Source organism: Hymenobacter lutimineralis, from assembly GCF_008271285.1.
Taxonomy (GTDB): domain Bacteria; phylum Bacteroidota; class Bacteroidia; order Cytophagales; family Hymenobacteraceae; genus Hymenobacter; species Hymenobacter lutimineralis.
The window spans coordinates 295,327-309,748 of record NZ_VTHL01000002.1 but is presented as its reverse complement, the minus strand read 5'-3'; the positions used below and the strand labels follow the sequence as shown (position 1 = coordinate 309,748).

General features: G+C 61.6%; 14 protein-coding genes. 4 read left to right on the top strand and 10 right to left on the bottom strand.

The window, feature by feature from the left end; genetic code table 11:
• Positions 1–97: 97 nt before the first annotated feature.
• Positions 98–2,044, top strand: coding sequence for a M4 family metallopeptidase (locus FY528_RS03605; protein WP_187631989.1), 1,947 nt, complete (start codon positions 98–100; stop codon positions 2,042–2,044).
• An 86-nt stretch (positions 2,045–2,130) separates the two neighbouring features.
• Here the strand turns inward: FY528_RS03605 and FY528_RS03600 are convergent, their stop codons facing one another.
• From FY528_RS03600 to FY528_RS03575, 6 genes are all read right to left on the bottom strand, one after another.
• The gene (locus FY528_RS03600; RefSeq protein ID WP_149069621.1) at positions 2,131–2,859 is read right to left on the bottom strand and encodes a hypothetical protein; all 729 of its coding nucleotides are present in this window, start codon (positions 2,857–2,859) and stop codon (positions 2,131–2,133) included.
• Between the two features lie 77 nt (positions 2,860–2,936).
• Positions 2,937–3,668 carry a tetratricopeptide repeat protein gene (locus FY528_RS03595; protein ID WP_149069620.1) on the bottom strand — a complete coding sequence of 244 codons (732 nt, stop codon included), beginning with the start codon at positions 3,666–3,668 and terminating at the stop codon, positions 2,937–2,939.
• Positions 3,669–3,769: 101 nt separating this feature from the next.
• Positions 3,770–4,270, bottom strand: coding sequence for a methylated-DNA--[protein]-cysteine S-methyltransferase (locus tag FY528_RS03590; protein WP_149069619.1), 501 nt, complete (start codon positions 4,268–4,270; stop codon positions 3,770–3,772).
• Positions 4,271–4,320: 50 nt separating this feature from the next.
• Entirely contained in the window at positions 4,321–5,046 is a 726-nt protein-coding gene (locus FY528_RS03585) for a phospholipase D-like domain-containing protein (protein WP_149069618.1), read from the bottom strand.
• A gap of 17 nt (positions 5,047–5,063) precedes the next feature.
• The gene (locus FY528_RS03580; protein WP_149069617.1) at positions 5,064–6,278 is read right to left on the bottom strand and encodes a glycoside hydrolase family 1 protein; all 1,215 of its coding nucleotides are present in this window, start codon (positions 6,276–6,278) and stop codon (positions 5,064–5,066) included.
• 101 nt (positions 6,279–6,379) lie between these two features.
• Entirely contained in the window at positions 6,380–7,315 is a 936-nt protein-coding gene (locus FY528_RS03575) for a cation diffusion facilitator family transporter (RefSeq protein ID WP_149069616.1), read from the bottom strand.
• 291 nt (positions 7,316–7,606) lie between these two features.
• Between FY528_RS03575 and FY528_RS03570 the strand changes: the two genes are divergently transcribed.
• Positions 7,607–9,043: an APC family permease gene (locus FY528_RS03570; protein ID WP_149069615.1), complete on the top strand. Its 1,437-nt coding sequence runs from the start codon at positions 7,607–7,609 to the stop codon at positions 9,041–9,043.
• 299 nt (positions 9,044–9,342) lie between these two features.
• Here FY528_RS03570 and hemB read toward each other — a convergent pair whose 3' ends face one another.
• The 3 genes from hemB to FY528_RS03555 all read right to left on the bottom strand — a co-directional run bounded on the left by hemB (position 9,343) and on the right by FY528_RS03555 (position 11,343).
• Positions 9,343–10,335 (bottom strand): porphobilinogen synthase, encoded by a 993-nt coding sequence (gene hemB / locus FY528_RS03565; RefSeq protein WP_149069614.1) that lies wholly within the window; start codon positions 10,333–10,335, stop codon positions 9,343–9,345.
• Positions 10,336–10,455: 120 nt separating this feature from the next.
• Positions 10,456–10,998 (bottom strand): hypothetical protein, encoded by a 543-nt coding sequence (locus tag FY528_RS03560; RefSeq protein ID WP_149069613.1) that lies wholly within the window; start codon positions 10,996–10,998, stop codon positions 10,456–10,458.
• Between the two features lie 129 nt (positions 10,999–11,127).
• Positions 11,128–11,343 carry a hypothetical protein gene (locus FY528_RS03555; protein WP_149069612.1) on the bottom strand — a complete coding sequence of 72 codons (216 nt, stop codon included), beginning with the start codon at positions 11,341–11,343 and terminating at the stop codon, positions 11,128–11,130.
• Between the two features lie 246 nt (positions 11,344–11,589).
• On the opposite strand from FY528_RS03555, the gene FY528_RS03550 reads away from it, so the two are divergent.
• Positions 11,590–12,765 (top strand): glycosyltransferase family 87 protein, encoded by a 1,176-nt coding sequence (locus FY528_RS03550; protein ID WP_149069611.1) that lies wholly within the window; start codon positions 11,590–11,592, stop codon positions 12,763–12,765.
• A 138-nt stretch (positions 12,766–12,903) separates the two neighbouring features.
• On the opposite strand, the gene rocD is transcribed toward FY528_RS03550, so the two are convergent.
• Entirely contained in the window at positions 12,904–14,148 is a 1,245-nt protein-coding gene (gene rocD, locus FY528_RS03545; RefSeq protein WP_149069610.1) for an ornithine--oxo-acid transaminase, read from the bottom strand.
• 29 nt (positions 14,149–14,177) lie between these two features.
• Here rocD and FY528_RS21160 point away from each other — a divergent pair, with 29 nt between their 5' ends.
• On the top strand, positions 14,178–14,411 hold the full coding sequence (locus FY528_RS21160; protein WP_168681617.1) for a C1orf53 family protein: 234 nt from the start codon (positions 14,178–14,180) through the stop codon (positions 14,409–14,411).
• The last annotated feature ends 11 nt before the right edge of the window (positions 14,412–14,422 follow it).

Here is a 14,422-nt window from a genome sequence, read left to right as displayed (position 1 = left end):
TGGACGGGTTCATTTTTCTACATCACCCCAACCTCCTTTCAACATGCAAAAGAAGTACTCAGTAGCAGCCTTGCTCGCGCTTGGTGGATTGATTTCTGTGTCTGACGCTCAAGCCCAGGGCAACGAGCGGGTGAAGCAGCGGGTAACATCGGCTGACGGGCAGCCCGAGCTGATTTCCTTCGCACCCGGCCGGTCCTACAAGGCGGCGGAAGCGCAGCAAATGTTCCGCGAGCAGCTGGGCCTGCTGAAAGACGAGTCGCTGGTGCGCAGCCAGAGCCAGCAGGATGAGCTGGGCTTTGTGAACGAGCGCTACCAGCAGTACTACAAAGGCTACAAAGTAGAGCACGGGGCCTACCTGCTGCACGCCCGTCAGGGGGCCGTCGAAGTAATCAACGGCCGCCTGGAGCGGGGGCTGGAAAAAGTAAGCACGGCGCCCGCCCTGTCGGAAGCACAGGCCCTGGCCCGGGCTACGGCCTTCGTAGGCGCCGATAAGTTTATGTGGCAGGATGCCGAAGAAGAGGCCCATCTGCGGAAGGAAACCAGCAACCCCAAGGCCAGCTACAAGCCCAAAGGGGAGTTGGTGATTGTGCGCAACGAGCTGGGCCGAGGCGCTTCGGCCGGCAAGCCGACCCTGGCCTACAAGTTCGACGTATATGCCCAGGCGCCCGTGAGCCGCGCTCTTATCTACGTAGATGCCCGCTCGGGTGAAATCGTCCTGAAAAGCGACATCATCAAGCACGCTGGGGCTACTGCTACGTTTGCTACCGCCTACAGCGGTAGCCGCTCCCTGGCCGACGAAACGGCAACGGGTGGCTACCGCCTGCGGGAGCTGACGCGTGGCCTCGGCATCGAAACCTACAACATGAAGAAGGGCCAGCAGTACAGCCGGGCCGTAGACTTCATTGATGCCGACAACAACTGGACGGCCGCCGAATACAATAACGCCAGCTTCGACAATGTGGCCGGCGACGCGCACTTTGGGGCCCAGGCCACGTACGACTACTGGAAAAACGTGCATGGCCGCAACTCCTACGACAACGCCGGCGCCAAAATCAAGAGCTACGTGCACTACGGGCGCAGCTACGAAAATGCCTACTGGAACGGTTCGGTAATGACCTACGGCGACGGGGCCACGCGCTTCCGCCCCCTGACCTCGCTGGACGTTTGCGGCCACGAAATCGGCCACGCCGTGTGCGAAAATACCGCTAACCTGGTCTACTCCAACGAGTCGGGCGCTATGAACGAAGGCTTCTCCGACATCTGGGGGGCTGCCGTGGAGGCGTATGCCGTATCGAACCTGGGCGCTACCTCCGGTGGAGTGAAGGCTAAGAACACCTGGCTCATCGGCGAGGAAATCGACAAGCAGCAGGTAGCCCTGCGCTCCATGAGCGACCCGAACTCCTTGGGCCAGCCGGCTTACTACAAAGGACTGAAGTGGTACACGGGTACTTCCGACAACGGCGGCGTGCACACGAACTCGGGGGTACTCAACTACTGGTTCTACCTGATTGCCCAGGGCAAAACCGGCACCAACGAAAAAGGTCAGAGCTTCTCGGTAACGGGCCTGGGCATGGATGCCGCCGCTAAAATTGCCTTCCGCACAGAAAGCGTGTACCTCACTGCGTCGGCCACCTACGCCAACGCCCGCACGGCCAGCATTCAGGCCGCTACCGACCTGTACGGGGCCGGCTCTACGCAGGTAACCTCCGTGACCAACGCCTGGTACGCCGTAGGCGTAGGCTCAGCAGCTGCACTGGCCGCTTCCGGCACTACGTCGGCACCTGCCGTTAATACGGGTATCGTGGCTGCCGTTAAAGGGCTGGATGTATTCCCAGTGCCGGCTACCAATGAGCTGACGCTCTCGTTGCGTCACGCTGGTTCGCTGAGCAGCGTGCGCGTGGTTGACATGCGCGGCGCTACGGTAAGCGGTGCCCGCTACAACGGCAACGGCACGCTGGATATCAGCCGCCTGGCGCAGGGCCTGTACATCGTATCGGCCAGCGACGGAGAGCAAACCTTCCGTCAGCGTTTCGAGAAGAAATAACTAACGGCTTCTCTTAAGAAAAAAGGGCCTTCACCATTGGTGAAGGCCCTTTTTTCTGTTTAGTAGTAACTTCCTCAGCTGCTGCCTTACGGGCGTAAGGCGTATTCTGCTTTAAGTTCCAGAAGGCCATAGCCATCATTGCGGGCCGGATTGGCACGGGTGCTTACATCGTCAAGGTGGTCGGTGGTGGTGAAGAAGTAAGTACCCTCCAGGGCGACGCTTACCCGACGGGAAGCTCGCACCGACAGGCCCAGTCCCACCGGGGCAATCAGGGCGGTGGCGGGGTAGTCGTTGCGCTCGGGGGAGCCAAAGTTGGTGTTACTGGTGGGGCGCTCGGTGCCCTGGTAGGACTCCGGGCTATACAGCAGTGCTCCCACGCCAAAGCGCAGGTAGGGTTTGATTACCGCCGGTACGCCCGTGCCATCCGAAAAGTCGGCGGGGTCGCGCAGGAGACTCAGGCGGGCCTGCGCAATCAGGGAGGCATTCCGGCCCCGGAAAGCCAGTCCGCGGGAAGGTAACTGGTCTTTGGCGCCTAGCTGAAAATAAGTAAACTCGCCCCCCACCTGCAGGCCCGGATAAAGCTTGTAGAGCACCCCGGCGCTGATAGCGGGGCCGATAAAGTTTTCGGCAAGGGAGCCGGTCAGGTCGCCATTGTAATAGGTGATGCCGCCACCAAATGTGAACCGAACCGGGCCGCGGTAATAAGGTCGGGACTGGTGGTTATAGTGGCGTTTGCCGTGGTTTGGACTTTGCGCAACGGCCGCAGGAGCGGCAAAAGCAGCCAGCGTAGCAACAAGAAGAAAACGAAAATTCACGGGCAGGAAATGCTTGGTAATGGCCCGGCATACGCCAGCCGGGCCCCGGTCGTTGCCCAACGCATGGAACGCCGGTTTTATTTGAACGTGCCCTGGGGGTCGGGGAGCTTGCTCATCAGCTCACTTACCAGGTTGAAATCCACGAGGGCCATATTGGCTTTCTGGGTAGCGTGCACGGCCTGCCAGGCTTCGGCATACTTCTCCTGGCTGTAGTAGGCATGTGCCAGCTGGTTCCAGGCGGCTCCGTTGGTGGGTTGCAGCTGGGTGGCATGCTCCAGCGTGGCTACGGCCTCGGTGAGGTCGCGCTTCTTTTTGCTGATGCTATACTGCAACAACTGCAGCGTGCCCAGGTCGCCCAGCAGGGCCGCGTTGTTGGGCGCCAGCACGAGTCCTTGCTGCACCAGGGGCATGATTTCGGTAGGCGGGACGTTGCGCTGGCTCAGCACCACAGCCTGCCCGCGCAAGGCATCGGGGTTGCGCGGGTCGAGGGCCCAGGCCAGGTTAAAGCGGTACATGGCCGTATCGGGTTGGTTTTCGGCCAGGTATTCGAAGCCTTTCTCAGAGAAGAACCGGCTGGCCTCGGTGCGTGAGGCGAAGCTGCGCGTAGCATCGGCCATAATAGCAGGGCCGGCCAGACGCTCCGCTTCGGTGGCGGAAACGCCCCCGAAAAGTGCCAGTGTGCGGCGGGCAGCATCGGAGAGCGTGCTGGCCCCGGCTTTCTGCTTTATCTTAACTTTCTGGGCTGAGGCCGGCGTCAGGTTCAGCAAGCAGGCGAGCAGCAGAGTGCTGCTCAACAGGAGTTTTTTCATGAGGATATGGGTCAGGAAACCCGCCGGGAGGTTGCAAGCTCCCAACGCGTTCCGACAAATATACTACCCGGAGAAAAAGCAAATCGACTTGCCGGAGCCAACTAAAACAAGGTGGTCTGCCGGGGCGGCTGCTCGAAATCCAGCAGCCATTTTTTGCGCATCAGGCCCCCGGCGTAGCCCGTCAGGCGGCCATTGGCCCCAATCACGCGGTGGCAGGGCACCACAATGGCCAGGGGGTTCTGCCCATTGGCCGCGCCCACGGCCCGTACCGCCAGTGGGTTGCCCAGGCGGTGGGCCACGGTGAGGTAGGAAATGGTTTGCCCGTAGGGAATATACGTGAGCTGCTGCCACACCTGCCGCTGGAACTCCGTGCCCAGGGCCGGATCGTACGTAAGGTCAAAGTCGCGCAGCTCGCGCCCGAAGTAGGCCCGCAGCTGCTCGTAAGCCGGCTTGAGACAGGTGGCTACCTCGCGGGGTGGAGTGGAGGTAGCGGGCTCGGTGGGCAACCGCACAAACTCAACTGCCTGCAGACCAGCCTCGGAGCCCCGCAGCTCCAGCAAGCCTACCGGCGAAACCAACGAAGCACAGGCCAAAGATGCCATAGAAGAATGCGCAACGGACAAAGAATGGCCCGAAGGTCGCGCTTTTACGACTATTCTGCTTGGTCTTTGCCTACAGGCGGCGGCATGGGGGGAAGCTCAGCCCAGAGACGCTCAAACTCTTGCTGGTAGCTGCGAATAGCTTCCGGGTCGTCGGTGATGAGCAGGTTTTCGTGGTTGTAGAGCGAGGCGGAACGCGTCCAGTTATAGCTCCCGGTCAGTACGGAGCGGCCATCGGCTACGGCAAACTTGTGGTGCATGTGGTTGGCCGTGGCATCGAGGTGAATCGGAATGCCCGCCGCGTGCAGCTGCCGGATGTCGGAGCCTTTATCGTAGAGCTTCTCGTTGTCGGTAAGCAGCTGCACCCGCACCCCGCGGCGGTGCGCCGCCAGCAGGGCATCGGTAATCCGGTCGTCGGAAATGGTGAAAACGCACACCTGCAGGGAGTGCGCGGCCCGCTGAATAAAGCGCCGGATGGCATCGGCACAGTCATCCAGCGGGCTGAAGTACACTTCGGTATGCGTGGACGGCGCGGCGGCCAGTGGCATGAGCAGGGCGCCGGCCGCCTCCAGCCAGTCAATAGCCGCTTTGTCGGGGAGGGTGTTGAACCGCTCCCGCACGACGGCAAACAACTGGTGCCGCAATTCGTCCAGGGCATTGCCCTGCTGCCCATGCGCTGCCAGCTGGGCCCGCAGCTGGCGGGCTTCTTCGGCTGAGAGGGTATTGTCGGCAAAGGACTGCCGAAACAGCGCAAGCAGCTCGTGCGAGGAAGCAGACATAGCAGGCAACTAAAAAATCAGAGAGCGGAGAGGGTAGCAAGTTCGGTGGCAGCCGGGGCGGTGGTCAGCCAGGGCTCCACCAGCGCCTGGGCTTCCCGCAGGGCCTCGGCGTAGGGCTCGTGCAGTACCCGCACCGGCGGACCATCAGGGCGCAGTACGGCATCCCAGAGGCCAGAGCGGTGCCAGTCCCGGTCGAGGTGGTCCCAGTCGGGCCGGTCGAGGATGGGGTACAGGCACACGCCCCAGAGCGGAATACCCTGGCGAAGTACCTGCACGCACTCCTCGCCCACCATCTGCATCCAGGAGGGGCGGTCCATACCCGGATGGCTGGTTTCGCTGAGCACAATGGGCTTACGGTAACGCTTATAGGCCATGCGCAGCAGGGCACTCATGGGCTTCCAGCGCGGGTCATAGGGCTCATTTACCCAGTTGAGGCGGTGGTGGGTATGCAGCTCCCACTGGTTGTTGTAGTAGTAGTTGAAGCCCAGAATATCCAGGTACTCGGGCTTGCCGCCCAGCTCGGGGCACATGCGGCCGCAGAGCATGTCCACGGCCTGAAACTGGTGCTCGGTAAACTCCTTGGCCCGCTGCTTGTCGGCGCGGCTGGCGTTCAGGGGCGGCACAATATGAATCAGCGGCTCGGTGGTCATGATGCGCACGGTAGGGTCGGCCTCCCGCAGGGCCGCTACGCCTTCAATGTAGGCGCGCATGAGGCCATACTTTACTTCCCAGCCCTGGCCTACGCAGTAGGGCACGGTGCCGCGGGCATCGCCGCCCAGCCAGCTCATAAAGCTCACCTCGTTGATGGGCGTCACAATCAGTTCATCGGCAGGCCGCACGCTGCGGTAGAAAGCCACGAAGGCCCGGCATAAGGCTGCAAACCGCCGCGCAAACATCGGGTGCAGGGGCGTCAGGTCGTCGGGGTAGCCGAAGTGGCACAGGTCCCACACCTGCTGAATACCGTTGCGCTGCCCGGCCGCCAGCATCTCGGCTACGGTACTCCAGTCATACTGATACGGCGCTTTCTCCACCTGGCTCCAGCGGATGCCTTCGCGCACGGTGCCCAGATTAAACGACTGCAGGTCCTGGTAATCCTGCTCAATCAGCTGCAAGTGGCCCGTGAGCGGGAGGAAGTCTACCCGGTGGCCAAAGCAGTTTTGCTGGTCGGTACACTCGTAACCAGCCATCCAAAAAGACTGAAAAGGGTTGTGCGTGGGCGTAGGAACAGACATAGGCACGGCATAAAGGGAAAAGACAACCAGCCCCTGACTGGAGCCGAGTTAGCTGACGTTTACCGGGAAAGGGACCGGAAGGTTAGGGGCAACGGCTAAGACTACCCCTGTCGCTGGCGGGCCGACACGGCCTTGGCCTCTACGAAAATGCGCTGCACGTACGGGTATTTGGCCCGGATGGCATCCTGCAGCTGGTCGATGGCCTGCTCTACTTCTACGGCCGTCAGGTTGTCGCGGAACTCCACGTCGAGGGCCATCATCACGTCCTGGGGGCCGAGGTACATGGTGAGCGGGGGGCGGATGTGCTCCACGGCGGGCTGGCTGCGGGCAATTTCCTGCAAGCCCAGCAGCGTTTCCTCGTCCACGCCCTCACCCACCAGCAGGCCCTTGGTGCGGCTCACCAGAAACACGGCCACCAGCATCAGCAGCACGCCAATGGCAATGGAAGCGGCCCCATCGAGGAAGGGGTTGTTGAGCGCATGGCCGAAATACACGCCCAGCAGCGCAATGACCAGACCAAGCAGGGCCGCCAGGTTTTCGAGCACGGAAGCAAATACGGCCGGGTCCTTACTGCGGCGCAGGATCGACCAGAACCCCGCGTTGGCGTCGGTGTTTTGTTGCCTCAGAGCCTTGGCGGCCAGCCAAAAAGCCCAGCCCTCGAAGCCGATGGCAATGCCTAGTACTAAGTAGTTCCAGAGCGGGTCGGTGAGGGGCTCGGGGTGCTCAATGTGCTTGATGCCTTCGTAGAACGACATGCCGCCGCCGATGGCAAAAATCAGCACGGCCACAATCAGTCCCCAGAAATACAGCTCCTTGGAGCGCCCAAACGGGTGGCGGGCGTCGGCCGGCTTCTGGCTCTGGCTTACGCCGTAAAGCAGCAGAATCGCGTTGCCGCTGTCGACCAGGGAGTGAATACCCTCCGACAGCATAGCCGAGCTGCGCGTGAAGTACGCCGCCACAAACTTGCTGAGCGCAATGCCAATGTTGGCCACGAGGCCGCCGTAGAGCGCGGATTTTGAGGAGTTGGGGTTTGCCATAAAGGAACAAAAAACGAATGCCTGCTGATACGTACGGTTAGCCGAAAAGTAGCTGCGGGCCTGAAGGTAAAAGCGGCCGCAGGATGCTGTGCCGCCTGCGCCCCGGTCCGGTATCGGCAGTTTTAGCTGCCGCAATGGCTACATTGGCTCCTGGATGCCCGACTACCACTCAGTCGGCCAGAAAAGTACTGCCATAGCCAGTTGGTTGCCGGCCCCGGTGGTACGGGCCTTCCCGGCCGGGGTTTGTGCCCTGGCCCGAACATTCTGCTTTTGTCCGGCTTTTACTGCCCTATGACCAAAACTGCTACTCCGGCCTCAGCGCCCCTCCACCGCCGCCTCGGTTTGCTGCAAGCCACCGCCCTCAACATGATTGACATGGTGGGCATCGGACCGTTTGTAACGCTGCCGCTGGTGATGGGCTTTATGGGGCCGAATTTCCTGCTGGCCTGGCTGGTGGGCGCGGGCCTGAGTTTGGTAGACGGGCTGATCTGGAGCGAGCTGGGCGCGGCTTATCCCGAGGCCGGCGGGTCCTACCGCTTCCTCAAGCTGGCCTACGGCGAGCATACCTGGGGCCGGCTGCTGTCGTTCCTCTACGTGTGGCAGACGCTCATTCAGGCCCCGCTGGTGGTGGCTTCGGGCGCTATCGGCTTCGCGCAGTACTTCGGCTACCTCGTGCCACTCACCGAGTGGTGGCAGCCCAAGCTGGTGTCGGGGGTGGTGGTGCTGCTGCTCATTGCCCTGCTCTACCGCCGCATCGAGGCCATTGGCAAGCTGGGCGTGATGCTCTGGGTGGGCGTGCTGGGGCTCATGGGCTGGCTAATCTTCGGAGGTGTCACGCACGCCGAGCATGCGGTGGCCTGGCTGCCCGAAGGCGGGTTTTCAGCCTTGCCGGGTGTGCTGCTTTCGGCCGCCATGGGGCAGGCCGCCGTCAAGACCATCTACAGCTACCTGGGCTACTACAACGTGTGCCACCTGGGCGGCGAGGTGAAGGAGCCGCACAAGCTCATTCCGCGCAGCATCTTCCTGAGTATTCTCGGCATTATGGCCCTGTACCTGCTGCTCAACTGGAGCGTGGGCTCCGTCATTCCCTGGCAGGAAGCGCAGCACTCCGAGTTCATTGTGAGTACGTTCGTGGAGAAGCTCTACGGCACCGCCGCCGCCCAGGCGGCCACGGCCCTGGTGCTGTGGGTGGCGTTTGCCTCTTTGTTTGCCGTGCTGCTGGGCTACTCGCGCATTCCCTACGCCGCCGCCGCCGACGGGGAGTTTCTGCCGATTTTCGCCCGCACCCACCCCACCAAGCAGTTCCCGCACGTGTCGTTGCTGCTGCTGGGCGGGCTGGGGTTCGTGTTCAGCTTGCTCTTCAAGCTGGGCGAAGTCATCAGCGCCATTCTGGCCATGCGCATCCTGGTGCAGTTCGTGGGGCAGGCCGTGGGGCTGGTGCTGCTGCGCCGCCGCCGGGGCACCGCGGGCCTGCCGTTCCGGATGCCGCTCTACCCACTGCCGGTCATCGTAGCGGTGGCGGTGTGGCTCTGGATGTTCTACAGTATCCAGGATGGTATTCCGCTCGGCTGGGCCGGGCTGCCGGGCCGGGTGCTGCCCTTCCAGCTGGGCGCCGTGCTCATGATGGGCCTGGGCACCGTGGTGTTTCTACTCTGGAGCCGGAGGCTGGGAAGGTGGCCGTTTTTGCCCAAAATCCCCGGTTCCAGTTACCAAAATCCCCGGGTGTAGCGTCAGTCGTTCCGGCCCATGTTCCAGTCGTTCCGGCCTTTGTTCCAACCGTTCCGGGTGTAGCGCCGGTCGTTCCGTCCTTTGTTCCAGTCGTTCCGTGTGTAGCGCCAATCGTTCCGGCCTTAGATTCAGGTGTTCCGGGTTCGGTACCAACCGTTCCGTCCCTGGTTCCAACGGTTTCGGGTGTAACGCCGGTGGCTCCGGGTGCTGCTACCGGTTTCCCGACTGTAACATTAAAAGCAAACGCCCGACATCTGGTTTGATGTCGGGCGTTTTTCACTGGAATAATGCGGTGGCGACTATCCCCGGCGCAGCACGGCCGCAGCTTCCTTGGCGAAGTAGGTCAGGATGGCGTCGGCGCCGGCGCGCTTGATGCTGGTCAGCACTTCCATCATGGTCCGCTCTCCGTCGAGCCAGCCGTTCTGGGCAGCGGCCTTCACCATGGCGTACTCGCCCGACACGTTGTAGGCTGTCACAGGCAGGTTGGTGTGCGTTTTCACGTCCAGAATCACGTCGAGGTAGCTCAGAGCGGGCTTTACCATCACCATGTCGGCGCCTTCGGCTTCGTCGAGGGCCAGCTCGCGCAGGGCCTCGCGGCGGTTGGCCGGGTTCATCTGGTAGCTTTTCTTGTCACCCTTCTTGGGGGCCGAGTCCAGGGCGTCGCGGAAGGGGCCGTAGAAAGCTGAGGCGTACTTGGCCGTGTAGCTCATGATGCTCACGTGCGAGAAGGCGTTCTGATCGAGCACTTCCCGGATCCAGGCCACGCGGCCATCCATCATGTCGGAGGGCCCGATGATGTCGGCGCCGGCGCGGGCCTGGGCCAGGGCCATCTGCCCCAGCACTTCCAGGGTAGCGTCGTTCAGGATTTCGCCCGACTCCGCATCCACCACGCCATCGTGCCCGTCGGAGGAGTAGGGGTCCATGGCCACGTCGGTCATCAGAACCACGTCGGGGAACTGGCGCTTGATATCGGCCACGGTTTTCAGGTACAGCCCCTCGGGGTTGGCCGATTCGCGGGCCAGCCGGTCCTTTAGCGCGTCGTTGATGCTGGGAAACGGGGCAAAGGCCTTCACGCCCAGCTCCACGCACCGCCCGATTTCGTCGATGAGTAGGTCGGCGGAGAAGCGGCTGATGCCCGGCATGGAGGCCACGGGCACGTTCTGGTTCTGGCCTTCAATCAGGAAAACGGGGTAGATGAAATCGTGGGTGGTGAGGCGGGTTTCCTGCACCATATCCCGGATAACCTCGGACTTGCGGTTGCGGCGGGGCCGGTGCGTTGGCAGATTCGGCATGGACGTTACAATTGGTAAGACGGGAGAGAACAACCAGGGCAAAGGTAAGGTTGCGGGCGGGAGCGTCGCCGATATGTAGGGCGTAAGGAGCTTACGCGCTATAGAGGCATCATCAACGTGCTACATATTAAAGAACTCCTGGAAGACTTCCCGCCAGGCATGGCTGCCCCCGATGCCCATCACCAGGAAGTAGTAGCCCAGCACCACAATCAGCGCGCCTACGCCCAGGCCCAGCCAGCCACCCAGCAGCAAGCCCGCGAGAATCCCGCCAACAATGAGCAAGCCACCCAGCACCAGGTGCAGCGTATCGTGTTCCCGGTCTTGAGGCTTGGCGCTCCGGCGCAGCGCTTTTTGGGGCTGTTGCCGGGAAGAAACCGGGGCAGCGCTTCGGGTTTCGGCCTGATTGATGGCCGTTGTAGCCGAGTGGCTGGTAGAAACGCCCAAACGTGTGCGGACAGGCGCAGCGGGAGCCGGCTCAGTGGATGCCTGCAGCGGCGGTGGGCCGGGCACCGTGTCCGTTGCAGTGGGCAGCAGGGTGGCCGCTACGGGCGCTGGCCGAAAGGAGAAAGTCGCCTCCTGGCTATGGCAGCCGGTGAGTAGCAGCCCTACCAAGGCAAACAGGCCGGCGCAGCGCCAGGCCCAACGGGGACCAATACCAGGCATACACGAAAAGGGAATAGTTGCGGCCAAGGTACGTAAGCCCCTGCCACCCCGTTGGCCCCAAAAGCAACCGCGCCGCGCCGAACCAGGAATAGTTCAACGCGGCGAGTAGATCAGAAGAGCGGGAAATGCCTAGTTGTTTTTCCGGGGCGGCGTAGGCTCGGCGTCGGCCGAGAGCAGGACGGACGTAGGCTCGGGTCCCTGCGAGTCGTGCATGAGCACCACGGCCTGCTCATTGGTTCTGGGCTGGGTAGAGCGGTGCTGCAGAGCAGTTTTACTGCTCTGGCAGCTGGCCAGCGACACTGCCGAAACACACAAAAGGAGAAGGTAGCGAGTAGAGTTGGCCATGGGGGAGCAGTAAAACGATACAAAGCTACGGTGCTTTGCGGCTCCCCAACTACGCTATTCGCCCAAACTGTTCCTTTACCCGTTGAATTAGTGGTTATTCTTCTACAAGTTCAATTGCACGCTGAAAAACTGCCAAGGGTTTTGTCGGAGGGTGGAGTGAGCCGAGCGGCTGTGCGTGTTACCTGGGTTATCCGGGCCCTATTCTCTATCCTCTATCTTTACCTGCCCAATTTCTTTCCGTTATTCATGCAAAATGGCCGCCTTAAGTTCCTGCTTACCCCACGGGTCCAACTTATTCTGTATGCGCTGCTGACGGTGGTAGTCAGCTTCCAGCACTATTTCAAAGGCTCCTATAACAACTACCTGATCTTCGTCAAGCCTTTCTTTAACCTGCTGGAAGGCAAAAACCTTTACCTGGAGTACCCCGCGTACTACTACGATACCTACAAGTACAGCCCTACGTTTGCCCTGTTCATGGGTGCGTTTGCCTACCTGCCCACGTGGCTGGGGCTGCTCAGTTGGAACACGCTCAATAGCGTAGTGCTCTACACGGCCGGCCGGCGCCTGTTTGCCGACCAGCGGCGCCAGTCCTGGTTTCTGCTGCTGGTGCTGGTAGACATGATGACGGCCCTGCACAACAGCCAGGCCAACTGCCTGCTGGTGGGGCTCATGCTCTGGACCTACATTCACCTGGAGAAGAAGCACTATGCCTGGGCCGGGCTGTGCGTGGCCCTGGCCGCCCTCATCAAGATATACGGTGTTGGCATCGGCTTGCTGTTCCTGCTGTACCCGCAGCCTTTCCGCAATGGGTTATGGGCCGTTTTCTGGATTCTGGTGCTGGCCTTTGCCCCCCTGCTGGTGGTGTCCTGGGCTGATTTCCAGATGATTTACCAGGGCTGGTACAGCATCGTGCGCGCCTCGGCTACGGGCATCCAGCTGTCGTTGATGGGCATCCTGGAAACGTGGTTTGGAGTACCAGCTCAGGCCAAAGGGGTAGTCCAGGCCCTGGGGTTGCTGCTGCTGCTGCTGCCGCTGGCCTACTGGCGCAGCTGGCAAGAGGACAGCTACCGGCGCCTCTACGTGGCGTCTATTTTGATTTTTGTGGTGATTTTCAACCAGATGGCCGAGTCGCCCACCTTCGTTATTGCGGTGGCCGGCTTCATGCTCTGGTTTCTGAGCTACCGGCGCACCCTAGCCTGGGGCTGGGGGTTGTTTGCCTTCGTGGTAGTTTTCACCTGCTTGTCGGCTACCGATCTGGTGCCGCCCTTCATCCGCCGCAACTACTTCGATGTGTACAAGCTCAAGGCCGTGCCCATGGTGCTGGCTTGGCTGGTCATCCAGACGCAGCTGCTCCTGTACCCTCGCTGGCGTACCCGGCTGGAAGCGGCGGAGGCCAGCGCTGCCCAGTCCGAAGGGCTCTAAACGCTACCGCGCCTGCACGGACCGTACGGCAAGGATAGCCTTGCTGTGGCGGTCCGGGCAGGCGCGGCGGCTTGCAAGAAAGGAGCACGCACAGAAGAAGGCAGCTGCCTTCTTCTGTGCGTGCTCCTTATCTTTTGTTTAGAAAGCCAGAATCACATGTTCGATCAGGTCGCAGGCTTCGTGCATCTGCTCTTCGGTAATTACCAGCGGCGGCGCAAACCGGATGATGTCGCCGTGGGTGGGCTTGGCTAGCAGGCCGTGCTCCATCAGCGACACGCATACGTCCCAGGCCGTGCGTCCATCGGCGCTGGGCTTAATGACCACGGCATTCAGCAAGCCTTTGCCGCGCACCAGTTCTACTACCTCGGGGCGCTGGGCCTGCACGCGGCGCATTCTTTCGCGGAATACCTCGCCCAGGGCGCGGGCATTCTGAGTCAGCTTCTCATCCAGTAGCACATCCAGGGCCGCGCGCAGCACCACCGAGGCCAGCGGGTTGCCGCCGAACGTAGAGCCGTGTTGCCCGGGCTGAATGGTGAGCATCACCTCGTTGCGGGCCAGCACCGCCGATACTGGCAACACGCCCCCGCTAAGGGCTTTGCCCAGAATCAGAATATCGGCGTGCACGCCTTCGTGGCACACGGCCAGCAGTTCGCCGGTGCGGCCCAGGCCCGTCTGAATTTCATCGGCAATGAACAGTACGTGGTGGGCCTTACAGATAGCGGCGGCTTTAGACAGGTAGCCTTCGGACGGCACCATCACCCCGGCCTCGCCCTGAATGGGCTCCACCAGGAAGCCACACACATGCGGATCCTTCACGGCTTCTTCCAGGGCCGCCAGATCATCGTAGGGCACTACTTGGTAGCCAGGTGTATAGGGGCCGAAGCCGCCCGTGGAGTCGGGGTCGGTGCTGAAGGAGATGATGCCGGTGGTGCGGCCGTGGAAGTTGTGCTCGGCCACGATGATGCGGGCCTGGTTGGGGGCAATGCCTTTCTCCTGGTAGCCCCACTTGCGGGCCAGCTTCAGGGCAGTTTCAACGGCTTCAGCCCCGGAGTTCATCAGCAGGGCCTTGTCGTAGTTGAACAGCTCGCACAGCTGCTTTTCGGCCGCGCCCAGCTGGTCGTTGAAGAAGGCACGCGAAGTGAGCGTGAGCTTCTGGGCCTGCTCCGTGAGGGCCCCAATGATGCGCGGGTGGCAATGGCCCTGGTTGACGGCCGAGTAAGCCGAGAGGAAATCGTAGTAGTGCTTGCCGTCCACATCCCACAGGTGCACGCCTTCGCCCCGGCTAAGCACCACGGGCAGCGGATGATAGTTGTGGGCGCCGTAACGGTCTTCGAGGGCCATCAGCTCCTGGCTGCGGGCAGTGGTCGTGGAGGTAGCTTCCATGTGGGTAGGGGGGTTAAGGGCAGGATGCAATGGGCTCAAAACTACGCAAAAAGGCCCGTTCGGCGGAGGGTTCTATCTTTGCGAAAAGTGTTTCTGCTGCCTTGCCTTCTCCCGCACCCCAACCCCTGCAACCCGGCGACTACTACTTCACCCCCGAGGGGCTGATGGTTTTTACCGAACAATACCACCGCCGCCGCGGCTCCTGCTGCGGCAGCGGCTGCCGGCATTGCCCTTGGCGAAAGAAAACGAAGAATGAGGAGTGAAGAATGCGGAA